General features: G+C 57.1%; 22 protein-coding genes and 1 tRNA gene. 5 read left to right on the forward strand and 18 right to left on the reverse strand.

Going from position 1 to position 22,818, the window contains the following annotated elements:
* Positions 1-197 precede the first annotated feature (197 nt).
* The 3 genes from E308F_RS02180 to E308F_RS02190 all read left to right on the forward strand — a co-directional run bounded on the left by E308F_RS02180 (position 198) and on the right by E308F_RS02190 (position 4,210).
* Positions 198-1,904 (forward strand): sensor histidine kinase, encoded by a 1,707-nt coding sequence (locus tag E308F_RS02180; protein WP_141263152.1) that lies wholly within the window; start codon positions 198-200, stop codon positions 1,902-1,904.
* A complete protein-coding gene (locus E308F_RS02185) occupies positions 1,901-2,650 on the forward strand; it encodes a LytR/AlgR family response regulator transcription factor (protein ID WP_141263154.1) in 750 nt (249 codons plus the stop codon). The genes E308F_RS02180 and E308F_RS02185 overlap by 4 nt, the downstream gene beginning before the upstream one ends.
* A 117-nt stretch (positions 2,651-2,767) precedes the next feature.
* Positions 2,768-4,210: a carbon starvation CstA family protein gene (locus tag E308F_RS02190; protein WP_141263156.1), complete on the forward strand. Its 1,443-nt coding sequence runs from the start codon at positions 2,768-2,770 to the stop codon at positions 4,208-4,210.
* 51 nt (positions 4,211-4,261) lie between these two features.
* On the opposite strand, the gene E308F_RS02195 is transcribed toward E308F_RS02190, so the two are convergent.
* Entirely contained in the window at positions 4,262-5,008 is a 747-nt protein-coding gene (locus E308F_RS02195; RefSeq protein WP_141263158.1) for an N-acetylmuramoyl-L-alanine amidase, read from the reverse strand.
* A 207-nt stretch (positions 5,009-5,215) separates the two neighbouring features.
* Between E308F_RS02195 and E308F_RS02200 the strand changes: the two genes are divergently transcribed.
* Positions 5,216-6,193 (forward strand): ATP-binding cassette domain-containing protein, encoded by a 978-nt coding sequence (locus E308F_RS02200; protein ID WP_141263160.1) that lies wholly within the window; start codon positions 5,216-5,218, stop codon positions 6,191-6,193.
* A gap of 13 nt (positions 6,194-6,206) precedes the next feature.
* The gene (locus E308F_RS02205) at positions 6,207-7,001 is read left to right on the forward strand and encodes an ABC transporter permease (protein WP_141263162.1); all 795 of its coding nucleotides are present in this window, start codon (positions 6,207-6,209) and stop codon (positions 6,999-7,001) included.
* A gap of 100 nt (positions 7,002-7,101) precedes the next feature.
* Here E308F_RS02205 and E308F_RS02210 read toward each other — a convergent pair whose 3' ends face one another.
* From E308F_RS02210 to E308F_RS02290, 17 genes are all read right to left on the reverse strand, one after another.
* On the reverse strand, positions 7,102-8,745 hold the full coding sequence (locus tag E308F_RS02210) for a sodium:solute symporter family protein (protein WP_141263164.1): 1,644 nt from the start codon (positions 8,743-8,745) through the stop codon (positions 7,102-7,104).
* A 39-nt stretch (positions 8,746-8,784) separates the two neighbouring features.
* Positions 8,785-9,243, reverse strand: coding sequence for an OsmC family protein (locus tag E308F_RS02215; protein WP_141263166.1), 459 nt, complete (start codon positions 9,241-9,243; stop codon positions 8,785-8,787).
* Between the two features lie 236 nt (positions 9,244-9,479).
* A complete protein-coding gene (locus E308F_RS02220) occupies positions 9,480-11,576 on the reverse strand; it encodes a sigma-54-dependent Fis family transcriptional regulator (protein ID WP_141263168.1) in 2,097 nt (698 codons plus the stop codon).
* 200 nt (positions 11,577-11,776) lie between these two features.
* Positions 11,777-12,394 carry a cyclase family protein gene (locus tag E308F_RS02225; RefSeq protein WP_172613501.1) on the reverse strand — a complete coding sequence of 206 codons (618 nt, stop codon included), beginning with the start codon at positions 12,392-12,394 and terminating at the stop codon, positions 11,777-11,779.
* Between the two features lie 30 nt (positions 12,395-12,424).
* A complete protein-coding gene (gene zwf, locus E308F_RS02230; RefSeq protein WP_141263169.1) occupies positions 12,425-13,939 on the reverse strand; it encodes a glucose-6-phosphate dehydrogenase in 1,515 nt (504 codons plus the stop codon).
* A gap of 67 nt (positions 13,940-14,006) precedes the next feature.
* The gene (locus E308F_RS02235) at positions 14,007-15,254 is read right to left on the reverse strand and encodes a multidrug effflux MFS transporter (RefSeq protein WP_141264073.1); all 1,248 of its coding nucleotides are present in this window, start codon (positions 15,252-15,254) and stop codon (positions 14,007-14,009) included.
* Positions 15,255-15,796: 542 nt separating this feature from the next.
* Positions 15,797-16,027, reverse strand: coding sequence for a type II toxin-antitoxin system HicA family toxin (locus E308F_RS02240; protein ID WP_141263170.1), 231 nt, complete (start codon positions 16,025-16,027; stop codon positions 15,797-15,799).
* A complete protein-coding gene (locus E308F_RS02245; RefSeq protein ID WP_141263171.1) occupies positions 16,024-16,254 on the reverse strand; it encodes a type II toxin-antitoxin system HicB family antitoxin in 231 nt (76 codons plus the stop codon). The genes E308F_RS02240 and E308F_RS02245 overlap by 4 nt, the downstream gene beginning before the upstream one ends.
* Positions 16,255-16,294: 40 nt before the next feature.
* On the reverse strand, positions 16,295-16,483 hold the full coding sequence (locus tag E308F_RS02250) for a type II toxin-antitoxin system HicB family antitoxin (protein WP_253256433.1): 189 nt from the start codon (positions 16,481-16,483) through the stop codon (positions 16,295-16,297).
* Positions 16,484-16,810: 327 nt separating this feature from the next.
* Positions 16,811-17,275, reverse strand: coding sequence for a hypothetical protein (locus tag E308F_RS02255; protein ID WP_141263172.1), 465 nt, complete (start codon positions 17,273-17,275; stop codon positions 16,811-16,813).
* Positions 17,276-17,346: 71 nt separating this feature from the next.
* Positions 17,347-17,421 (reverse strand) — tRNA-Gly (locus E308F_RS02260).
* 112 nt (positions 17,422-17,533) lie between these two features.
* Positions 17,534-19,000: a rhamnulokinase gene (locus E308F_RS02265; RefSeq protein ID WP_141263173.1), complete on the reverse strand. Its 1,467-nt coding sequence runs from the start codon at positions 18,998-19,000 to the stop codon at positions 17,534-17,536.
* A gap of 42 nt (positions 19,001-19,042) precedes the next feature.
* Positions 19,043-20,248 carry an acetate/propionate family kinase gene (locus E308F_RS02270; RefSeq protein WP_141263174.1) on the reverse strand — a complete coding sequence of 402 codons (1,206 nt, stop codon included), beginning with the start codon at positions 20,246-20,248 and terminating at the stop codon, positions 19,043-19,045.
* Between the two features lie 97 nt (positions 20,249-20,345).
* Complete coding sequence (locus E308F_RS02275) at positions 20,346-20,624, reverse strand: EutN/CcmL family microcompartment protein (RefSeq protein ID WP_141263175.1); 279 nt, start codon at positions 20,622-20,624, stop codon at positions 20,346-20,348.
* A gap of 4 nt (positions 20,625-20,628) precedes the next feature.
* The gene (gene pduL, locus E308F_RS02280; RefSeq protein ID WP_141263176.1) at positions 20,629-21,312 is read right to left on the reverse strand and encodes a phosphate propanoyltransferase; all 684 of its coding nucleotides are present in this window, start codon (positions 21,310-21,312) and stop codon (positions 20,629-20,631) included.
* A gap of 27 nt (positions 21,313-21,339) precedes the next feature.
* A complete protein-coding gene (locus tag E308F_RS02285; RefSeq protein ID WP_141263177.1) occupies positions 21,340-21,885 on the reverse strand; it encodes a BMC domain-containing protein in 546 nt (181 codons plus the stop codon).
* 28 nt (positions 21,886-21,913) lie between these two features.
* Positions 21,914-22,818, reverse strand: a 905-nt coding sequence (locus E308F_RS02290) for a 4Fe-4S dicluster domain-containing protein (protein ID WP_216364431.1), incomplete at its 5' end; no start/stop codon positions are given.

Consider the following 22,818-nt stretch of genomic DNA (forward strand, 5'->3'; position numbering starts at 1 on the left):
GGGTTTCCCTTCAGGTTTACTTTACCACATCTACCACCACTTTGACAGGGGGTAAGATCCTGGTGCCATTTGCTATTGTGCCGGCGGTGGTAATTACGTTACAATAAAAGGGAATAAGCTGGCTATGCGCACGCTGCTGTTTCCGGCTATCCGGTGGCAGGTTTAATGCCAATTTACCTACCCGGAGGTGACAGGAAATGCCCCTTTTCATATCCCTGGTTGAACGGATGAGTGTAGTTATAACCCTGGCCTTTATCCTGAGCCGTTCCCGGATATTCCGGAAACTGCTCCAAGAGCAGGCCAGTTCCTACCAAAAACTCCTACTAATCCTGCTTTTTGGCCTGCTTGGGATCTTCGGCAGCTACACCGGCATCCCCATCCAGGATGCCCTGGCCAACTCCCGGGTCATTGCCCCCATGGTCGGCGGGCTGTTTGGTGGTCCCCTGGTTGGTTTCCTCGCCGGGCTTATTGCCGGCGGCCACCGGTTTTTTATGGGGGGCTTTACCGCCCTGGCCTGTGGCGTTTCCACCACTGTCGAAGGCCTGCTGGGGGGCCTGGTGGCGCGGGCCTACCGCCGGCGCCCTTTGCCCTGGCCGGTGGCCTTTGCCGCCGGTTTTGTTGCTGAAGCATTGCAGATGCTGATTATCCTGGCCCTGGCGCGGCCTTTTGCCGCCGCCTGGAGCCTGGTCAAGATCATCGCGTGGCCCATGATGCTGGTTAATGCCAGCGGCATTGCCCTGGCCGTAATCATTATCCAGAGTGTGCTTCGGGAGCAGGAGCTGGCCGGTGCCGTCCAGGCCCAGAAGGCCTTAAAGATTGCCAACAAGACCCTGCCGTACTTACGCCGGGGCCTCAATGCGGATTCCGCCCGCCAGGCAGCCGCTATTATTATGGAGATTACGGGCCTGGAGGCTGTAGCCATTACCAGCGGCGATGAGATCCTGGCCCACGTCGGTGCCGGGAGCGACCATCACCGCCAGGGCCAGAAGGTCCTGACCAACGCCACCCGCCAGGCCCTCGACACCGGCAAAATTCAGGTGGCCCAGGTAGCAGCAGAAATCGGCTGCCACCACCATGGTTGTCCCTTAAAGGCAGCCGTAGTCGTCCCTTTGCACTCGCGGGGCAAGGTAATCGGCACCTTAAAGCTCTACCATACCCGGGCCAATGCCGTTGGCCCCCTGGACCTGGAGCTGGCCGCCGGCCTGGGCCACCTCTTCTCCACCCAGCTGGAACTGGCGGAAATTGACCGGCAGGAACAACTGGTTGCCAAAGCCGAAATCCGGGCCCTGCAGTCCCAGATCAACCCCCACTTTTTGTTTAATGCCCTGAATACCATCATGTCCGTCTGCCGCCTGGACCCGGAAAAGGCGCGGCAGCTCCTGGGCTACCTGGGGGACTTTTTCCGCCGCAACCTGCAGCACCCGGAGCGGCCGGTCACCCTGGCTACGGAAATTGAGCATGTACGTTCTTACCTGGCCATTGAGAAGGCCCGCTTCGGCTCCCGCCTGGAGGTAACCATTGATGTCGAGCCCGGAGTGGCCCATTACCTTTTGCCGGCCCTGACCCTCCAGCCCCTGGTGGAAAACGCCGTCAAGCACGGCCTTTTACCCCGCCGGGAGGGAGGACAGGTAACCATCACCGCCCGGGAGGTAAACGGCGAGGCCCTGATAACAGTTAGTGACAATGGTATAGGTATAGATTTAAACAAAGTAAACGGGTTATTAACGGGTAAACCGGGCAATAGTAACAATGTCGGCCTGCTTAACGTCCATGAGCGCCTGCGCCTGCTCTACGGCCCGGAATACGGCCTCCGCTTTAGCCTGAATCCGGAAGGCGGTACGCGAGTGGAATTCTCCCTGCCCCGGCAGGGGCAGGCGGTACTGAAGGAAGGGGTTGCCAGTTGATCAAGGCCCTTATCGTCGACGACGAAGAACCGGCCCGCCAAGAACTACGTTATTATATTGAACAGGATGCCAACTTTACGGTCTGCGGTGAGGCTTCCGGGGGCAGCGAGGCCCTGGAACTGGCCTCTTCCCTGCAGCCGGAGGTTGTTTTTCTGGATATTGAACTCTGGGACCTGGACGGGGTAGAAGTGGCGCGGCTGCTTTTAAAGCAGCCCCGTACCCCCTTAATCATCTTTGCCACTGCCTATGACGACTACGCCATCGAGGCCTTTGAACTCAATGCCGTCGATTACCTGTTAAAGCCCTTCACGGCCGAAAGGGTGGCCACCACCCTGGCCCGGGTGCGCCAGTTGCTCCAGCAACATGAAACCCCACCGCTGGCCAACCTCCTGCGCCAGCTGGCGACTACTCGCAAGACTACCAAGGTGGCCGCCTGGAAGGAAGACCGGCTGCTGGTTATCGACCCGGGGGATATTATTTATGCCGAAGCCCAGGGCCACCAGGTGCTCCTGAAAACTAACCAGGGCACTTTGCGATTTCCCGGCACCCTGCAGGAACTGGAAGACAAGCTGGACAGTGGTTTCTTAAGGGTCCACCGCAGCTTTATTGTCAACCTTGACCTGGTACGGGAAGTAGTCCCCTATTTCCACGGCACCTACCGCCTGATGCTCAAGGACCAGGAAAAGACCGAAATACCCGTCGGCCGCACCTATCTCAAGGACGTGCGGGCAGTCCTCGGCTTTTAAGTTCTCCCGGCGCCGTTCAGGCATCAATAGCGTCGTTGGGGCAATATAAATGGTCGCTCCCTCCCTCTGGCCTTAAAATTTTAAATAGATAATCAGGCAGAGGAGGTCGCAGCACTTATGGTAACTTTCTGGGTATCCATCATAATCCTCCTGGTGGGCTATTTCCTTTACGGAACTTTTGTCGAGAGGGTCTTTGCCCCCCAGGAACAGCGCTCCACCCCGGCACTGAGGCTCAACGACGGCGTTGACTATGTGCCCATGAACTGGAAACGGGACTTCCTGATCCAGCTCTTAAACATTGCCGGCCTGGGGCCCATTTTCGGCGCCATCCAGGGGGCCCTGTGGGGGCCGGTGGCCTTTATCTGGATCGTCCTGGGCGGTATCTTTGCCGGCGCCGTCCATGATTACCTCGTCGGCATGCTCTCCGTGCGCCACGACGGCGCCAACCTGCCGGCCATTGTCGGCAATTACCTTGGTTCCAAGATGAAACAATTCGTTAATATTTTTACCGTCGTCGTCCTCATCCTGGTAGGTACCGTCTTCATGACCGGCCCGGCCCAGCTCCTGGCCAAGCTAACTCCTGCGCACTTAACCTATACTTTCTGGCTGGCCGTCATTTTAGCCTATTACTTCCTGGCGACAATTTTGCCTGTTGATAAAATTATTGGTAGGGTTTATCCCCTCTTCGGCGCCGTGCTAATTATTATGGCCATAGGGATTATCGGCGGGATTATGGTTAAAGGGTATCATATTCCTGAATTAACCCTGGCCAACCTGCATCCCCAGGGAGCGCCCCTGTGGCCCCTTCTCTTTATCACCATTGCCTGCGGCGCCATCAGCGGTTTCCACGCCACCCAGTCGCCTATAATCGCTCGCTGCCTGGAAAATGAGCGTTATGGCCGCCGGGTCTTTTATGGGGCCATGATTGTTGAATCGATTATCGCCCTTATCTGGGCCGCTGCTGCCATGACTTTCTTTGGCGGCACCAACGGCCTGGCTAACGGTTTAAAGAGCCTGGGCGGTCCGGCCGGCATCGTCAACCAGGCCTCCTTTACCCTCCTGGGTACCATTGGCGGCGTCCTGGCCGTCCTGGGGGTTATCGTCCTGCCCGTCACCTCCGGTGATACCGCCTTCCGGGCAGCAAGGCTCACCATTGCCGAATTCCTGGGGTTAAAGCAGGGGCCCATAATTAACCGCTATAAAATTGCCATTCCCATCTTTGCCATAGGTTTTATTTTGAGCCAGATTGACTTCACCATCGTGTGGCGTTACTTCGCCTGGTCCAACCAGACCCTGGCCATGATTGCCCTCTGGGCCGCCGCCGTCTACCTGGCCCGGCAGCGCAGCTTCCACTGGGTGGCTACACTTCCGGCTACCTTCATGACGGCCGTCAGCATCACCTATATCCTCCAGGCGCCGGAAGGCCTGCACCTGGCCACCAGCATTTCCTACCCGGTAGGTATAGCCGCAGCCGCCCTGGCTCTGCTGGCCTTCCTGTGGCAGGTTTACAGCCGGGAAGCTGTCTTAAGCGGCGCCAAACCCAAACCGGAGACCAGGTAAAGAAATTAATCCCCGGGTTAAACTCCTAACCCGGGGATTTTTATATCTGCATCAGGGGGCTTTTCTTTTTGCCTGGCCGTACTCCCCAGCCCCGGGGCCTTTTCCCGCCAGGTAATTAACAACGCCGGCATAGATGGCAAAGGCCATCTGGCGCTGGTAGTGGGGATCCGCCAGGAGCTTTTCTTCCCGGGGGTTGGAGATAAAGCCGACTTCCACAATGACTGCCGGGATCTTCTGGGTACGCAGGACAAAGGCATCAATACTTAAAGGCACCCGGTCGGTATTGGCCAGGCGGCGCCTGATTTCCGCCTGGATGGCCTCAGCCAGTTTTTTCCCTTCCGGCGATTTGGGGTCGTAAAAGAGCTGGGCGCCCCTTTCCCGGCCGTCAAAGGCGTTGCAGTGGACGGAGATAAAGAGGTCAGCCTTGACCTTCCGGGCGAGCTTAACCCGTTCCACCAGATCATCGCCGGATTCTCCTTCCTGGACGTTTTCATCCTGGCGGGTGAGGAAAACGTGAGCGCCGCCCTGGCTTAAAAATTCTGCCAGGCGCTGGCTGATAGCCAGGTTAATCCGGTCTTCCGGGGTTCCAGCCGGGCCTGTGGCTCCGGAATCAATCCCGCCGTGGCCGGGGTCGACCACCACCACCTGGTTGGCCACCGCCCAGGAAAGGGCCTGGATGGCCTGCTCCTCTTTCAGGCCCTGGTAGCGACTCCAGGCCAAAAGTACAGCCGTAACTACCAGTACGGCTGCCATAAACTTAAGGCTGCGCCGCCGGGGAACAAATACCACCCGCGCCATGAACCCCGCCTCCCCCGGTAAAAAATATGCCCTAAATTAGTTCGTTAAACCAGGGAACTATTTCCTGCCCGGGCAAAAAAATAATCCTTGATCCTCCTTCCTTATATTGTTAAAATTAAATTTCAAGCAAAAGCAAAGGGGCTTTCAAAAAGTTACATAAGCCACCTAAGAAGTGAAAACTATGGGAATAAGAAGGGAAGAAAACCTGTGTCCGTAATCGTAGTCCAGGACCTGGTCAAGCGCTTTAATGACCTCACCGCCGTCGCCGGGGTGACCTTTAACGTCGAAGAGGGGGAGATCTTCGGCTTCCTGGGGCCAAATGGAGCCGGTAAATCGACCACCATCAAAATGCTCTGTACCCTGCTCAAGCCCACCAGCGGCCGGGTCACCCTGGCCGGCTTTGATGTTGCCCGCCAGCCGGATGCTGTGCGCCGCGCCATCGGCCTGGTTTTCCAGGACAACTCCCTGGACGACCGCCTGACAGCCGAAGAAAACCTGCGTTTCCACGGCCTCCTCTACGGGCTCTCCCGGGCTACCATCAAAGAGCGCATGGACGAAGTACTGGCCATGGTGGATCTGGCCGGGCGCCGGCGGGATATCGTCCGCACCTTTTCCGGCGGCATGCGGCGACGGCTGGAAATCGCCCGCGGCTTCCTGCACCACCCCAAAGTCCTTTTCCTGGATGAACCGACGGTCGGCCTGGACCCCCAGACCCGCAGCGCCATCTGGCAGCACATTCACCGCCTGCGCCGGGAGAAAAACATCACCATCTTTATGACCACCCATTACATGGACGAAGCGGAAAACTGCGACCGTATCGCCATCATTGACCACGGCCGCATCCAGGCCCTGGATACACCGGACAACCTGAAACGCCGGCTGGGAGGCGATGTGGTCACCATGATGACTGTTGATGACGCCCGCCTGCAGCAGGAGATTGCCGCCCGCTACGGCGTGAAGGTCATTAAAGACGAAGAGGGCCTGCGCCTGCAGGTGGATGACGGGGCTGCCTTCATACCCCGGGTGGCCGCCGATTTCCGGGGGCAGATTAACAGCATACATTTACGGCGCCCTACCCTGGATGACGTTTTCTTAAGCCTCACCGGCCGGGCCATAAGGGAAGATAAAGTCTCTTCCGCCGAGCTCATGCGCCTGAACCGCCGCCACGGCCGCCGGCGGCACTAAGGAGGAACATCCCATGCAACCTGCCCTGCGGGCTATCTACACCATCTGGTACCGGGAATTTATCCGCTTCATCCGGGAACGCAGCCGCATCATAGGTATGATCGGCCAGCCGCTGCTCTACCTCCTCATCGTCGGCCAGGGCATTGCGGCCGCCATGGGCTTTCGCGGCGTACCAGCCGGTGTACCCGTTAACTACGTCCAGTTCATGTACCCCGGCATCCTGGGGATGTCCGTTCTTTTCACCTCCATTTTTTCCGGTGTCTCCATCATCTGGGACCGGGAGTTCGGCTTTTTGAAAGAGGTCCTGGTGGCGCCGGTGCCCCGCTGGGCCACCGCCCTGGGTAAAGCCCTGGGAGGCAGCACGGTAGCCCTCATCCAGGCCGCCATCATGCTCCTCCTGGCGCCCTTAATCAAGATATCCCTAACCCCGCTCCTAATCCTCCAGCTCCTGGGCATCTTGTTCCTTATTTCCCTGGGCCTGACCTTTCTGGGCATCGCTGTGGCCAGCCGTATGCAAACCATGGAAGGCTTCCAGATGTTCATGAATTTCCTGGTCATGCCCCTCTTTTTCCTGAGCGGCGCCATGTTCCCCATGACCAACCTGCCAGGATGGATGAGTGTTTTGATGAAAATAGACCCCCTCACCTACGGTGTTGATGCCCTCAGGCGACTGGTGTACAGTGGCACCGACCCCCGGGCGTTGCAATATCTTGTTCATTACAGCCTGGAGTTTGACCTGGTCGTAGTTACCGGCGTGGCCCTGTTCCTGGGATTCTTAGGCTCCTTGTCCTTCAGCCGGCAGGAGTAAATAACAAAAAGGCGTCTGGAAACAAGCCTCTTCTCCAGCCGCCTTACAATAAACTTACTGCTCCAATACTTTTTATCCCCCGTCAGCAATTCCGGGTAAACTACTTGCCCGCCGGTCCTGCCTGGGGGCTGACCTCCGGCACAACTGCACTTTCTTCCTTTTCTTTAGTAAAGGTAATTACCATGCAGAAGGCAGCAATAAAGATCAGGAAAAGGACCATGCCAAAAACGCCTTTAGCATAAAGCCAGGTAAACTGGTTAACAGCCAGGATGATTAAAGCCAGCCCGGCAATCATGGCCCCGAAACCAACACTCCTGGCTGCTCCTTTCCCGGGTATCGCCCAGCGATAGCTGCCAGTCCTTTCAATCAAGGTAACCAGGGTTAAAGCAGAAACGTTAAAAATCATCCCGATCCACACCGGGTGAATATTTAAGTAAAATTTGGCGGGGTGCCAGCCACCCAGGTGATACCAGGTTATACCTGAAACAAAGCCCGCGACCAGGGCGCTGACAGCCGCCTTGCGGCTGGCCAGAGGCCAGAAGAGTACGCCAATAATGGGAGCAAAGGTAGCCCCGTTGCGGGCCGTCCAGGCCAGGACATTCCACCACGCGGCCTGTTCTGTCCGCAGGAAACCAAAGATAATCATCAATACGGTCAATACCACCAGTGACCACTTGGTGTAGAGAACCATCTGCTTGTCGCTAACTTTAGGATTCAAGGACGAAACCACATCCCGGCCCAGGCTGGTAGCCCCGGAGAACTGGCAGGGAGCTCCCCACCCCAGGGCGCAGGCCCAGATACCCATGAAGAAGATGCCCACCAGGGGTGGCGGTAAAACCTGGGCCAGGTATTTGGGTACTGCCACCAGGCCGCGGCCGACGCCAGGGGCCACTACTGCTGCGGCCATGCCAAAGAGAACGCCCATGACAATAAAGACGATATTAAAACCTGCCGCCCAGAGGAGACCCTTTTGCCCCTCTTCCGGCGTACGGCAGGAGAGGGCCATCTGGAAGGCCGCCTGAGCCAGGAAAACGTTGACCAGGAAGGTGCCGAACCAGGCTAGTATTGTCTGCAGGCCAACGGTAGTCAGGCCGAACATGGCCGGTTTGGCCGCTGCCAGCTGGGCCAGGCCGGTAAAACCAGGTTTAATAAAGAAGGCGATAAGGCCGATAATAAACATCATAGTAAAAGCAATACTATTGGCTGTTTGCGTAAAGACCACCGACCACATGCCGCCCGCCTGCAGGTAGATAAGAAGGAGTAAAGCGCTGAAAATTACCCAGGTGGACAAGGACATTCCTGTAAAGGCGCTCATGGCGGCGGCAAAGGCCAGGGCATTGGCGGTGGCGTACATAGGAAAGGTAAAGGCCGTGACAGCGCCGGCGATGGCCTTGGCCGTCCGGCCATAGCGATCACCTATTAAACCCGATACGGTCACTACCAGACGCTTGCGAAAGGGTATCACAAAAAACAAGGCGATAATTATCACGTGGATTAATTCCGCCACGCCGTACCAGCCGGCAGAAATACCCGTCGTGTACGCCAGCTCCAGGATAGCGATATACGAGGAACCGGAAAAAAGCCCGGTGATACAGACGGCTACCATCCAGGGCTTAAACTTACGGCCGCCCACCCAGAAGTCCTCACCACGGGCGGCACGGCTCCTGGCAATGTTGCCGGCAATAATAAGAACGACTGTATAGATAACAGCCATAAATAAAATCCATAAAGCGTAGGTATTCATTCACAGTTCCCCCCTGTAGCCCTGTTAAAAATTTACACTTTAATTACCACTGGCCTCTTTCAGGAAAGGGTAAGGATACTCTTCTCCGTTAATTTTAAAGGCATACTCGATGGAACCGGCCGCCTTCATCATGTTGGCTGCCGAGCAGTACACCTCGTCGGCCAGCTTGATGGCCTGGGCCACCTTTTCCGGCGGGATATTGGCACCCTGGAAATCGTAAACTACCCGCATCCGGGTAAAAATCTTGGGGTGGTCGGCGGCCCTCTCACCTTCTACCGCAATAGTCAGGTTATCAAAGCTGACCCGCATTTTTCGCAGGATGTGGGTTACCTCGATACCGGTGCAACCGCCCAGGGCCATAAGCATCAGGTCCATAGGCCGGGTCCCCTGGTTTTCGCCACCATAAACAGGGCTGGCGTCCATGGCCACCCGGTGGCCGGCACCGTCGTCCCCCACAAACTGCATCTTTCCCACCCAGCTGACAGTCACTTTTCCCATACGTTTTTCCTCCTTGCAGTTATTCTTGTTACCACAATCACTTCTTATTTGCAAAACTCATGCCAGGATATAAAAAATCCCGCCGTGCCTCCTCTGGCTCCGAGGGGGAGGAATCTAAGGGGAAAGGATAAATAAATTTCTTTACCCGGTCTATATACGCACCAGATATTCATTTAATTTATCTCTTTCTTCAGCCGCATTATAGCTGACGTAAAATAATTCATGGTGGTACAGTATTAAACCATATCGGTTCGATTTTGCACCATCAGGCCATACGCTTGGGCCTTGCGGAGCAACGTTGAATGGGATATACCCAAGGCCCGGGCGGCCCGACGCAGGCTGCCGTGCTGCTCGAGGGCCAGGGTTATTAATTGCCGCTCAACCTGTTCCCTTGCTTCATGAAGGGGTAAAAGCCGCCTCAGATGCAGCGCTTTACCGGTATCCCCGGGCTCTTCCTGAAATTCAAGGGGCAGGTGTTCCGGCTGGATTAAATCTCCTTCGCCCATAATGACTACCCGCTCCATGGCATTCTGAAGTTCCCTAACATTCCCAGGCCAGGAATAAGCCTCCAGCACCTTACAGGCCGCGAAGGACAGGCGTTTGGCCGTACCGTATTTATGGTTAAATCTTTCCAAAAAATGCCTGGCCAGGGGCAGGATATCTTCCCGCCGCTCCCGCAAAGGCGGGATCCTTATAGGCACTACATTTAAACGGTAATAGAGGTCTTCACGGAAAGTCTTTTCCCGGACCATCCGGGCCAGGTCCTTATTGGTCGCAGCCAGGACGCGAACATTGAGCTTAATGGCATGGCGACCGCCGAGGCGATAAATCTCCTGCTCCTGGAGAAAACGCAACAGTTTGACCTGTAACCCCAGGGGGAGGTCACCTATTTCATCAAGGAAGAGGGTGCCGTTATTGGCTACCTCGAGGAGACCTATTTTTCCCTCTTTACTGGCCCCGGTAAAGGCTCCCTTCTCATAACCGAAGAGCTCTGATTCCAGCAAGTTTTCCGGGATGGCACCACAGTTAATTTCTATAAAAGGCCCCTTGCAGCGCGGGCTATGCTGGTGAATCACCCTGGCAATGATTTCCTTACCAACACCGGATTCCCCCGTTATAAGGACGGTAGAATCGACGGCAGCCACCCTTAAGGCCTGGTCCACCACCCGTTGCATGGCCGGGCTCTGGCGGATCACCTCGGGAGCCGCCAGGTGCCGGGCCCGCAGGGCCTGGATTTCCGCTGCCGCTCGCTGGGCCTCTTCTTTGAGATGGCGCAGTTCCGTCATATCGCGGATGTTGATAACGACTTGTGAGACAGCCCCCTCCTCACTGAAAACAGGGCTGCCGGTAAGAATGGCCTCCCGGTCGGCCGGAGTCTGGTACATGACAGTTACAGCCTTGCGGCTCTCACGGACAAGGTGCCAGAGCTGGTATAGCTGCTCTTCTGCCTGGCCGGCACCGGGCTGCAACTTTTCACCAACAACAAGCCGCCCTTCCTCCGGCGCCATAATACGTCCAAAAGCCTCATTAACCCCCAGGACAATGCCCTGGCTGTCAACAATAACCATACCGTCATAGCAGGCCTCGATAACACTCTTAAGCTGCCGGTTCAAAGACTTGACCGCCTTTAATTCACTGGAGATGGCCTCCAGTTCGGAAATATCCTGCAGGACCAGGACAACCCCCTGTTCCCGGCCATCCCTGGTAATAGGGCTGCGCCGGATGGCCAGGGTTCTATCTCCTGCACGCGCCTTATGAAACTGGTCACCGGCTGCTTTGGTAAGAAACTGGCTTAAACCAGACGCCGCCAGGACGGTGGCCGCCGGCTGCTCCAGGGCTGCTGCCGCCGGCAGGTCGAGGAGCCGGGCTGCCGCCGGGTTGATGTGGCATATTTTCCCTTCCCGGTCAACGGCAATGATACCGTTTGGTACCGCCTCCAGGACTGCCGCCAGCTCGCGTTCCGCCTTCTCCAGGGCCCGGTGCACCTTATTGATCAAGCCAATCCTGGTCAGGACGCCGCTCAAGCGCCGCTCTTTGTTTAAAACAATCAAGCGGTCAATAGGTAAATTGGCCACCTGCTCAAAACCTGTATCCTCATCGATGCAGACCAGTTTTCTATCCATGACCTCTTCAATAGGCGTAGCCATAGTAGCCCCCTGCTGCAGGGCTTCCAGGAGGCGAAAGACGGTAATAATGCCTACCACTTCGCCGTCGGCATCCAGTACCGGGGCGCAGTTGACCTGCTGCCGCTGGTAGACGGCCACGGCATCGGCCAGGGTCTGCCAGTAGTATAACGTCTCCGGGTTGTTGAGCATGACCTCTTTGACCTGCATAGGATACACCCGCCCGTAAAAATTTAGGGGTAGGCCCCGGACTACCTTCTACGTCAAGGGACTATCCCTATTATAACAACTGGTGCACTTTTGCACCAGATATAAAAGCAGCCGGACGTCTCACCACTATGTTTAACGGTGAACATCATATCACCATTTCCCGCCATAATCCATTAAGAGTAGGTACTCTTAATGGCATACTACCTTTCCAGCAGCACTACCCGGGCCGGTGCCGCTTCAGCCCCCAGGAGGGGGAGGGGAAGAGCCAGTATGTGGTAAACCCCCGGGGGAACCCCCTTTAGCCGTAAGCCTTCAATGATAACAACCCCGTTTTCCAGCAAAGTCCGGTGGGTCGGATAACCGGGCTGGTCCCGCTCCACCCCCAGGGCATCCAGGCCGACGCCGCGCACCCCTTTTTGAACCAGATAGGAGGCGGCCCCGGCATCCAGGTAGATAAAATCGGCTTCATTTCCGGCAGCCCAGGAGTTTTTAGTTTTCAACAGGATAAAGTCGTCGGGCCGGACGGGCTGGCCCGCCAGGTCCCCGGCCGTAATGCGGTCGTTGACTGCCGTCAGGTCCAGCACCCGGCAGGAGCCGATTAAAACCGACAGGTCCAGGTCGGCGGTGGTGGCCCCGCCGGGGATCACATGGGCGGGGGCGTCGATATGGGTCCCGGTGTGGCTGTTCAGAAGCCAGCGCGTTTCCCGCACGCCGTTTTCATAGTCGCGGGTGATTTCCGTTTGCGGCTGCTTCTCCGCCCTGTTTTTGTAGACCGGCATCCCGTGGTATATGGGCATGGATATGTCATAGATACGCAAGCTTTCATCAGTCCATTCATTTATTCCTAGCTACCCACGTTCCGGCAGCAATTCATCTTCCTGCCACCAGTGGCGGCCGTCCCGGATTAAAAGCTCCTGTGCCGCCGGTGGTCCCCACTGGCCGGCGGCGTAATTGGGAAAAAGGGGCGGCCTCGCCGTCCAGGTAGCGGCAATGGGGTCCACAAACCGCCAGGCCGCCTCCACCTCATCCCAGCGGGTGAAAAGGGTGGGGTCCCCCCGCATTACATCATAAAGCAGACGTTCGTAGGCCTCGGGGGAGTTGACGCCCACCTCGCAGTTCTGGCAAAAGTCCAGGCGGATGGGTACGATGTAATTATTATTCCCCGGTCGTTTGGCATTGAGCTGGACGTAGACACCCTCCAGGGGCTGGACGCGGATGACCAGGAGATTGGGGCGTAATTCGCCGTATTCCTTGAAATACAGGATATCCGGCAGGGATTTGAACTGGAGGATAATTTCCGTCACTTTAACCGGCAGGCGCTTGCCCGTACGCAGGTAAAAGGGCACGCCGGCCCAGCGGAAGTTTTCGATGAAAAGCTTTAAAGCGACAAAAGTTTCCGTCGTGGAATCAGGGGCCACTTCCTTTTCCCGGCGATACGGCGGTACCGTTTGTCCATCTATCTCCCCGGCACCGTACTGGCCGCGGATGACGTTCCTGCTGACTGCCGCCGCGTCCAGGGGGCGTAATGAGCGCAGCACCTTTACCTTTTCGTCGCGGATAGCTTCAGTGGCCAGGCTGGCCGGCGGTTCCATGGCCACCAGGGTCACCAGCTGCAGGAGGTGGTTCTGGACCATGTCCCGCAGGGCCCCCGCTTTGTCGTAATAGCCGCCCCGGTCCTCCACGCCCACCGTTTCCGCCGAAGTAATCTGAACGTGGTCGATATATTTATTATTCCATACCGGCTCAAAAAAGGTATTGGCAAAGCGGATGACCATGATGTTCTGGATCATTTCTTTGCCCAGGTAATGGTCGATGCGGTAAATCTCTTCCTCGCTGAAAGCTGCCCGGAGCTGGCGGTTTAATTCTGCCGCCGAAGGCAGGTCATGGCCGAAGGGTTTCTCAATAACAACCCGCTGCCAGCCCCGGGCTGGCGCCAGGCCTGCTTCCTTTAAGCTCCGGACCACGGGGCCAAAATGTTCCGGGGCCACGGCCAGGTAAAAAATGCGGTTGCCCCGGCAGCCGGCCGCCTCCTCCAGCTCCGCCAGAAACTGCCTGAGGCGTTTATAGCCCTCCGGGTCATAAATATCGGTTGGGAAATAGTGCAGGCGGCTAGCAAAGGGCTCAAAATAGGCGTCCAGGTTAGAGGCGCGGCGGGAAAAGGCCTGCAGGGAAGGTAATAGTATCCCGTTACGAAAACTCTCCGGGGTAAATAGGCGCCGCCCCACGGCCACTATCTGCAGGGCAGCCGGGAGAAAACCATCGACAAAGAGGTTATATAAAGCTGGGTAAAGTTTACGGCGAGCCAGGTCCCCCGTACCACCGAAAATCACCAGCAAACTATTATCCGGCTTTTCCAGGCCCATGACTAACCGCCTTCCTAAATTAAACTTCTTCCCTATTTTGCTCCATGGACCTGGTTTTTATAGAGCCTCACACGCGTTGCGACATCGTCTCCCCCGCCCCCGCACCGCGCCTCCGCGCGGCCAACAACCAGTACGCGAGTGTGGCCGAGAGGTGGCAAACGACAATCACTACGGCCATCGACACGGCAATGCGGTAGCCGAGCCCCACCAGGGGCGAGACCAGTGCCCCAAACAACATTCCTGCCACACCGAGCCACGCCGACGCGCTGCCAGCGGCGCGCCCCTGGTTTTGCAAGGCCAACGAGTTGCACGTTGTGCCGATTGCACCGGCGATCGCGACGACTACAAACAACGGTACCAGCACCGCCGCCAGGCCCGCACGGCCGAGCACGGCAGCGAGTAGCGCCAAGCTGCCCGCCGCTGCTACGGCCAGCGAGGCGGCAAGTGCCCGCCGTTCGTCCCAGCGCAATGAGGCCCGGGCACCGACCTGGCCGGCGAGAATGATCCCGGCCCCGTTGACGGCAAAAATGAGGCTAAACACTTGTGGCGATACCCTGTACTCCTCCTGCAGGACAAACGAAGAGCCGGATATGTAGCCGAACATCGCAGCAAAGGCAAAGCCCTGGGCCAGCACGTAGCCCATAAATTCGGTGTTTTTGAGCAGGCTGCCAAGGCCGCCCGCCGTCGCCAGCAACCCTCCTTGTACCCGCCGTTGCGGCGGCAGGCTTTCCGGCAAGGCAACCCAAACTGCTATCCACATGGCAATACTTAGTAGTGCCAGCACGGCAAATATACCGCGCCATGAAGTGAAGCGCAAAAGTTGCGCGCCTATTACTGGTGCCAGTACCGGTGCTACCCCGTTGACCAGCATTAAGAGAGCAAAAAAACGCGTCAATTCCTTGCCCTCAAAGTGATCGCGGGCAACAGCGCGGGCGATGACAATACCGGCCGAACCGGCCAATCCCTGGAAGAACCGGAGGGCGATAAACAGGCCAATCGACGAGGTCCACACGCACATGGCGGAAGCAGCCGCATAGATCAATAATCCCACCTGCAGCGGCCGGCGTCTCCCGAGGGCATCGCTGATCGGGCCCGCTATCAGCTGGCCCAGCGCCAAACCCAGCAGGCAAGCGGTCAAGCTCAACTGTGCCGTCGACGTGGTGAGGTGAAGACTATTTGCCAGTAAAGGCAACGAAGGAAGATACGTATCTATCGAAAACGGCCCTAGCCCCGTTAAGCTACCCAATATCAATGCCAGGACAAGGCGGCGGGGGCGCCTCGCCGCATATGTCCCAGCCATCTCCCGTGAAATCATGCGAACGACAATCTCCTTCCTCATTTCACCATTCCACTCCACCGCAAAACCTGATATTGCTGGTCTGGTTCAGATGTAACTATAATTGTGTATTATATCAAAACAGCCTTCCTGGAAGTATCCTTGATGAAGGAGGCCCACTCCCAGGCCAGCCCGCTCAACCGGCTCCTGACAAAAAAGCCGCCGGGAAGGTGGACAGGCTTATAAAAGTACTGGGAAAAGCATATCAGCGTAACTAAAAAAATAAGGAGCAGGCTACTGCTCCTCACGGTGGATCTTAACAGCACCGGCCTACCCCATTTCTTGCCAGAGAAACCTAGTAGGCCGAACCCGCAAACCCTTAATATTTCTAGCTGGAGCGGAAAACGGGATTCGAACCCGCGACCATCGGCTTGGGAAGCCGATGGACTGGGTGCTGAGACGTGACCGCCGGAAGCCTTGATTTGCAAGCCTCCCGGCACACGGTTTTAGCGTTTCCACCAGCGACAACGGACTGACCCTTTCAGGGATATAGTATTCGCCACATTTTCGCAAAATCCTGCTCAAGCGAGAAGGTTTTTGAACTCGTCAACGGTTAGTCCGGCCTGCTCCAGTATGCTTTTCAAAAGCTTTGGCTTCAGGATTTCACCGGCATGTACGGGAACAGTCACCAAGCTTTTAGCACCCGGCTTTCGCAAGTGGTGGTGGCTGCCCTGTATTCTTACCACCACAAAGCCAGCCCTCTTCAACGCACTAACCACTTCTTTACCTGTGACCCTGGGTAGCCTGCTCATGAGGCTATCTCTACCTGCACTTCGGCTATTTCAACGTCACGAGACGGCAGGGGCAGACCTTCCTGGGCTAAAGCCGCAAGGTGGCCTGCTATGGCCTCTTTGGCCCTCTCCAATGCTTCTTCAACGGTATCTCCCTGGGTGAAACACCCCGGTAAGGCAGGAACCGAAACGACATAGCCCTTACCTTCCTCATCCCATTCGAGGATAACTTTGTAGCGGTAAAGCATTTCCTTGAACCCCCTAGACTAGACGTTCTTTCTACTCTTCTCAAAGCCAAAGGGTAAGCGGCTCTCCATGTTTTTTCAGGCTCTCGATGTACCCTCTTATGGCGTCCTCAGCCATTGCCAAGGCTTCTTCCTTAGTTTCCCCCTGGGTGACGCAGCCCGGTAGTGCCGGTGCAGAAGCAATGTAGCCTCCTTCTTCGGCGGGTTCGAGGTAGACAATAAAGCGGGCCATGTTCTACCCTCCTAAGACGCATTCCAGCCCTTACATAGTATGCTTTGGTTAAGTAAGTTTTAGCTTTTCTATGGGCAAAATCCTGCTCAAATGGAGTGTTCCACTTCTCCAAGCAGATATTTAATTCCCTTACTCAAACTTACAAACCTTATCCACTCTCTCATGCCGTTCAAATCCCGCTGTGTGACCTGCCGAAACTTATCCCATAAATCCGCCAAAGTTTCGACTCCCCGCCAGAAGTCCGCAAGGCTTTCCCAACTGGGTATATACCCATCGGCGTCAAAATGAACTCCTAGCGGTTTAGTCAACCGACTGGTGGATATATATTCAACAGTCGGTTGTAAAGCCAAAGGGCCAGTTGGTTTCAAAGCCAAGAAAATCAAGGCTTCTGAGGATTCTGTGCTTGAAAGAGTGTGGCGGGTTTCTGTGAGGAAGCTTTGATTTCGGCATTGGCGGGCTTTGAAGGTCTTCTTTGGCCTTCCTTATGCCTTGGGCTGGATTGGCCGGGAGATACCCTTGGGCTACACACCAGTTGAAGAAGGCTTTGAGGTACTTCAGTTTGATATTCCGGTAGCCGGGCGAGGCTGGCTGGCTGAAGTAGCGTATGGTGGCCTTCCGGACGGCCTCATAGGTGGTGGTGTTTTGGCAGGTCTCCAGGAACTTTCCCACATGCCAGCGGTAGTCGTCTAGGGTGCGTTGGGCTAAAACGTCCGCTTGCCTGGCAAGAAGGAACTCCTCCAGGGCCAGGGCTAAATCGCATACCTTCGGGTTGAGTTTGGCTAACTTAGGCATAATAAGACCCTCCCTGGAACCTCGGACTTTTTTGGGAGGGTCAGCCCGTTGGTGGTTAGATTTTTCAAGACTGGAGCGGAAAACGGGATTCGAACCCGCGACCCTCGGCTTGGGAAGCCGATGCTCTACCACTGAGCTACTTCCGCCTATGCACTTTTTATTTTACCCTCTTCCTGTTTGTCTGTCAAGTTTAAAACCACTAGTATGGCCAGCCCAGTTATCAGGCTGGCCACTTTTTACCATGCTGGCTGGACAATACTACGCCAGCAGCCTAATAAATGCCTCATACTTTTCCTCCCACACATCTGTCTTTTCTGCTTCATAAGTTTTCAGGGCAAAAGAACGGCGAACGATTTTCCGGGCTTCATTCAGGCTTCCCACTTCTCCCATGGCCATGGCCTGGACCAGGAGGTTACCGGCGGCCGTGGCTTCCACTGGGCCAGCCACTACCGGGCGCCCGGTGGCGCTGGCGGTAAACCGGCAGAGAAGCTCGTTCCGCGTGCCGCCGCCAACCATGTGAATGACCGGAAGTTCCTTCCCCAGTATACCTTCCAGCTTTTCCAGCACCCAGCGGTATTTCAAGGCCAGGCTTTCCAGGGCGCACCTGACGATTTCGCCTTTAGTCCGAGGTACCGGCTGGCCCGTTTCCCGGCAGTAGGCCTGGATGGCCGCCGGCATGTCTTCCGGGTTCAGGAAGGCCGGGTGGTCCGGGTCGATAACGGCAGTCAAAGGACTGGCCTCCCGGGCCAAAGTCGTAAGTTCGCCATAGCTCAAAGCTTCCCCCTGTCGCTCCCAGGTGCGGCGGCACTCCTGGACCAGCCACAGACCGGTGACATTCTTAAGAAGCCGGAAGGTACCACCAACCCCGCCTTCGTTGGTAAAGTTGAGGCTCAAGGTTTGCTCGTTGATTACCGGTTCCCTGACCTCCACCCCTACCAAAGACCAGGTACCGCAGCTAATGTACATGTAGTCCGGCCCTGCTGCCGGCACGGCGGCTACGGCGCTGGCCGTATCGTGGCTGCCGGGGGCAATGACAGGTATCTCCTCGGCTCCCGTTTCCCGGGCCACCCGGGGTAAAATCTGGCCCACAATCGTCCCCGGCGGGTTGATGGCCGGGAGGAGGGTAACCGGTAACCCCAATTTTTCCAGCATGTCAATGGCCCAGGTGCCGGTACGAGGGTTGTACATCTGGGTGGTACTGGCGTTGGTGAATTCCCCGGCTTTTATGCCGGTAAAAAAGAAGTTGAAGAGGTCGGGCATCATCAACAGGGTCTGCGCCTGGCTTAACAGGGCGGGCTGCTGCTGCCGCCAGGCCAGAAGCTGGTAAAGGGAGTTGAAAGGCATAAACTGGATGCCCGTCTGGGAAAAAATCTCTTCCCGGGGTACTACCTTGAAAGCTTCTTCCATCACGCCCCGGGTGCGGTCATCCCGGTAGTGGTACGGATTACCCAGGAGGACATCCTTTTCTCCCAGGAGGCCGAAATCTACGCCCCAGGTGTCGACGGCCAGGCTTTTAAGGCCCGTCCCGTAGCGGGCTGCAGCCCGGCGCAGGCCTTCTTTCATTTCGTGAAAGAGGCGTAAAACATCCCAGTGCAGGCCATCCGGAATCCGTACCGGTTCGTTGGGAAAACGATAGATTTCTTCCAGGGCGAGGCGGGCATCGATCAGGGTACCGATTATGGCCCGGCCGCTCTCGGCCCCCAGGTCAAAGGCAAGATAGCGCATGCTTGCCCAGCTCCTTTGAAAATAATTGCGCTAAACGGGGGATTACCCCTGGCAAAACGCCCCGGAGGGCTCTTTCCCGGTCAATACCTTTACAGTTTCCCGGGCGATCATTACTTCTTCATCGGTATGCACCACCAGGACCTGGACTTTGGCCTCCGGGCTGGAGATTAAGCGGTCACCGCTCTCATTTTCATTGCGTTCAGCATCCAGCTTGATACCCAGGAACTCCAGGCCGCGGCAGATTTCCCGGCGCAGGCTGCTGCTCTTTTCGCCGATGCCACCGGAAAAAATCAGGACGTCAATCCCGCCCATGGCCGCCGCATAGGCGCCAACATATTTTTTCGCCCGGTAGGCCAGGACCTCCAGGGCCAGGCGGGCCCGTTCATGCCCCTGACGGGCGGCTTCTTCCACCGCCCGGTAATCGTTGCTGATGCCGGAGATACCCAGCCAGCCGCCTTTTTTGTTGATTACTTCCTCCAGGGCATCGGGGCCAAGGCCTTCCTGCCGCAGGAGATAAACAAGGACGCCAGGGTCGACATCGCCGCAGCGGGTTGACTGGAGTAACCCCTCGGTGGGCGTAAAGCCGGTAGAGACATCGATAGATTCCCCACCGCAGCAGGCGTTGGCCGTAGTGCCGCTGCCGAGCATGAGGGACACAATTTTTAGCTCCTGCAGACGCCGTCCCAGCATTGCCGCGGCGCGGTGGACCATATAGGTGAAAGTTATACCGTGGAAACCGTAACGGCGCAGGCCGTAACGCTCGTAATATTCATAGGGCAGGCCGTAGAGATAGGCCCGGGGCGGCAGGGTCAGGTGAAAGGTATTGTCGCAGACGGCCACCTGGGGTATTTCCGGCAGGATTCGCGCCACGGCCTCGATACCGGCAACGTTGGCCGGGTTGTGCAGGGGGGCCAGCTGGCAGCAGGCCTTTAAAGTGGCCAGGACAGCGGCATCAATCCGGGCCGGCCTCCTGAGGCTCGCACCGCCGTGAACCACCCGGTGACCGACGGCATCAATCCGGTAAGGCTGCAATAACTTGAGGATTTCTTCCAGGGCTTCGCCATAGTCACCCCGGGGTAAATGCTTCCGGCACTCAGCCGCCTCGCCTGTTAAATCTTGATGCCGTAGAGTAGTTCCCTGACTGCCGATGCGTTCAACGCCGCCCTGGACCAATAGTTTTTCTTCAGGCATGGAAAAAACTTTATATTTAATCGAAGACCCCCCGCAGTTTAGGGCCAGAATTTGCACCGGTTCTCCCTCCCACCTCTATATCTTCTCCTGCCAGCATTCTCGGGGGATGCTCAAACCGGTAACCGGATGAGGAGATTATAAGGGCGGCGCCAACCTAGCGCGGCAGCCCCTTGATGTCCCCCTCTGCCTGATCGATAATGCCCACGATAGCCAGGTCCACCGGGGCCTGGGGGACACCCAGGCCCAGGCGGGCGGCACTACCGGTGGCTACCAGCACCAGTTCCCCCCTGCCGGCACCCACGGTATCCACGGCCACCAGGGTTTCTCCCCGGCGGCCACCATAAAGGGGCCGGACGAGAAGGAGCTTGCTGCCGGTAAGGCTTTCATTTTTCCGGGTAGCGACCACCGTCCCGGTAACTTCGGCAATGAGCATCTTCTCACCTTATTTCCACTTCGTCGTTGCACTGGAGCCCGGCGGCATTGGCGTCGTCGGTGTCGATGTGCATGACGAGCTTGAATTTGGGGCTGACCCGCACCTGGACGCCGCCGAAGATGGTGGGCCGGTCGGATTTAATGGTACGCACTGTGACTTCGTCGTTGTCTTTTAGCCCCCACTTTTCCGCTTCGACCGGACTCATGTGGATGTGACGGTTGGCGATAATGGCCCCTTCGGGCAAAGTAACTGACCCCTTCGGTCCTACCAGGGTAATGGGGGCGGAGCCGGCCAGGTCCCCGGAACGGCGCACCGGCGCCGGAATGCCTAAGGTTATGGCATCGGTGCGGGAGATCTCTACCTGGGTGCGGTCACGCACCGGCCCCAGGACGCGGACGTTGGTCAGGGGGCGCAGTTTCGGGCCTACCAGGGTGACGACTTCGTTGGCGGCAAATTCTCCCGGCTGGTAGAGGTCGTTCCTTTTGGTGAGCTGATAGCCGGGGCCGAAAAGAATATCGATCTCCTTTTGGGCCAGGTGAACATGGCGATTTGATACGGCCACGGGAACACGTTTGGCTGCCGGGGTGGCAGGGGCTGCAGTACTGGTCCCGGCAGTTTTATCCCGGCGTTCCTTTAGCTCGGCCAGGACTTCCCTGGTAATTAATTCGATAAAGGCAGCATTGGACATTTAGCGCTCACCTTGTTCTGTGGGATTTTACTCCAGTTGCTCCCAGACTTTAGGGTGGGGCGACGGAATAACAACAGCATCCACTAGTTCCCCTTCTTCTTTGAGGGGAAGTGTAGCGGCGTTTACGGCGGCCTGGACAGCGCCGACGCTGCCGGTCAGGATGACCACCCCTTTACCCCCCAGCCCGTAGGCCGGACGGATGTCCAGGAGTTCGACAACGGCCGCCTTGGCGGCGGTGTCGGCGGCTTTGATGGCGGCCGTGACGCTGAAAGTCTCGAGGACTCCCAGGGCACCTTTAGGGGTTGCTGCGGCCACCCCGCTCAGGGCCGGCAGGACCCCGGGATGGAGGTTACCCAGGATTAAACTATTGACGACCGTTACCCCGCCGGTAGCGACGCCATGTTCTACGGCGCTCGTTACGGCGCTGATCTCGCCGTTTAAGATAATCAAGCTTTTACCAGGGCAGATGGTGCGTATTTTCAGGTCTACCGGCGCGGCCTTAAGACAGCTGTCGGCAACCATTAACCCCCGCGCCAGGCTCTTAAGTTCGATAAGTCCGACGGCGATACCCATCAGTCACCACCTCCATTATTGAGCCCCATTATGGGTTGGCGCCTCCCTGGATGACAATGTTGCTATTGATAGCGGTAATGGTACCATTGATGCTGGCATGGAGGTTAGCGCCCGGGGTATCGTCCTTGATACGTGCTAAAAGGTCCCCCGCTGAAACCCGGTCACCTATCTTTACTACCGGCTCCGGTGCGATCCCGGCGCTCTGCTTTAAGGGCAGGTGGACCTGGTTAACCGTGAGGTTTCCTTCCCGAAAAGTTACCGGGCGTTCGTAATACTCTCTTAAGCCCAGACGGGTGATAAGGCGTTGAGTTGGTACCTGCCGTCCTTCCCGGAAAGGGGAAGGAATACCCGTTGGATAGGGGCCGGGCCGGAAACCCTTCTGCTGCAGTTCGGCCTTTATTTTCCTGTTGACCTGCCGCGGGGAGAGGTTGAAGGGGCAGGCGTAAAGGTCGCAGAGGCCGCATTCGCTGCAAAGCAGGGCCTGGGGCAGGGTTATATCAGCCAGGCCATAGGTAACGGCGCGCATGACCCGGTGGGGTTCCAGGGGATGTCCTAAAAGGTGCCGCGGGCAGAAGTCCGTGCACTGCTGGCACTGGCAGCAGACCTTGAGGGCGAGTCTTAGCTCCCGGTTCAGATCCCGCTGGTAACCGAAAGCCAATGGGTGGTCCAGGGGCAGGACAATTATGCCCTTGGTAGTTTTGGTAACCGGCGCATTAATGCTTGTAACCTTACCCATGCAGGGGCCGCCGGCGATAAGCAGGTATTGGTCTACAGCCGGGCCGCCGGCCAGGGCCAGGAGTTCCCGCACCGGGGTGCCGACCGGTACCCTGGCAGTGATGGGCTTCCGGACGGCGCCGGTGACGGTGATGTACTTATGGGTTACAGGGTTTCCTTTCAGAGCCTGGTGGATATTATATAAAGTCTCGACGTTTA

This window comes from Moorella sp. E308F (assembly GCF_006538365.1).
Lineage (GTDB): Bacteria > Bacillota > DSM-521 > Neomoorellales > Neomoorellaceae > Neomoorella.

What these genes read in the sequence shown, in the direction of transcription:
- E308F_RS02285 (WP_141263177.1), bottom strand. Translation starts at nt 21,885, where the DNA reads ATGGGTATCGCCGTCGGACTTATCGAACTTAAGAGCCTGGCGCGGGGG.
- E308F_RS02210 (WP_141263164.1), bottom strand. Translation starts at nt 8,745, where the DNA reads ATGAATACCTACGCTTTATGGATTTTATTTATGGCTGTTATCTATACA.
- E308F_RS02240 (WP_141263170.1), bottom strand. Translation starts at nt 16,027, where the DNA reads ATGAGCAGGCTACCCAGGGTCACAGGTAAAGAAGTGGTTAGTGCGTTG.
- E308F_RS02250 (WP_253256433.1), bottom strand. Translation starts at nt 16,483, where the DNA reads ATGGCCCGCTTTATTGTCTACCTCGAACCCGCCGAAGAAGGAGGCTAC.
- E308F_RS02245 (WP_141263171.1), bottom strand. Translation starts at nt 16,254, where the DNA reads ATGCTTTACCGCTACAAAGTTATCCTCGAATGGGATGAGGAAGGTAAG.
- E308F_RS02275 (WP_141263175.1), bottom strand. Translation starts at nt 20,624, where the DNA reads ATGCTCATTGCCGAAGTTACCGGGACGGTGGTCGCTACCCGGAAAAAT.
- E308F_RS02205 (WP_141263162.1), top strand. Translation starts at nt 6,207, where the DNA reads ATGCAACCTGCCCTGCGGGCTATCTACACCATCTGGTACCGGGAATTT.
- E308F_RS02215 (WP_141263166.1), bottom strand. Translation starts at nt 9,243, where the DNA reads ATGGGAAAAGTGACTGTCAGCTGGGTGGGAAAGATGCAGTTTGTGGGG.
- E308F_RS02180 (WP_141263152.1), top strand. Translation starts at nt 198, where the DNA reads ATGCCCCTTTTCATATCCCTGGTTGAACGGATGAGTGTAGTTATAACC.
- E308F_RS02195 (WP_141263158.1), bottom strand. Translation starts at nt 5,008, where the DNA reads ATGGCGCGGGTGGTATTTGTTCCCCGGCGGCGCAGCCTTAAGTTTATG.
- E308F_RS02255 (WP_141263172.1), bottom strand. Translation starts at nt 17,275, where the DNA reads ATGCCTAAGTTAGCCAAACTCAACCCGAAGGTATGCGATTTAGCCCTG.
- E308F_RS02235 (WP_141264073.1), bottom strand. Translation starts at nt 15,254, where the DNA reads ATGATTTCACGGGAGATGGCTGGGACATATGCGGCGAGGCGCCCCCGC.
- E308F_RS02220 (WP_141263168.1), bottom strand. Translation starts at nt 11,576, where the DNA reads ATGCAGGTCAAAGAGGTCATGCTCAACAACCCGGAGACGTTATACTAC.
- E308F_RS02190 (WP_141263156.1), top strand. Translation starts at nt 2,768, where the DNA reads ATGGTAACTTTCTGGGTATCCATCATAATCCTCCTGGTGGGCTATTTC.
- pduL (WP_141263176.1), bottom strand. Translation starts at nt 21,312, where the DNA reads ATGTCCAATGCTGCCTTTATCGAATTAATTACCAGGGAAGTCCTGGCC.
- E308F_RS02265 (WP_141263173.1), bottom strand. Translation starts at nt 19,000, where the DNA reads ATGCGCTATCTTGCCTTTGACCTGGGGGCCGAGAGCGGCCGGGCCATA.
- zwf (WP_141263169.1), bottom strand. Translation starts at nt 13,939, where the DNA reads ATGGGCCTGGAAAAGCCGGATAATAGTTTGCTGGTGATTTTCGGTGGT.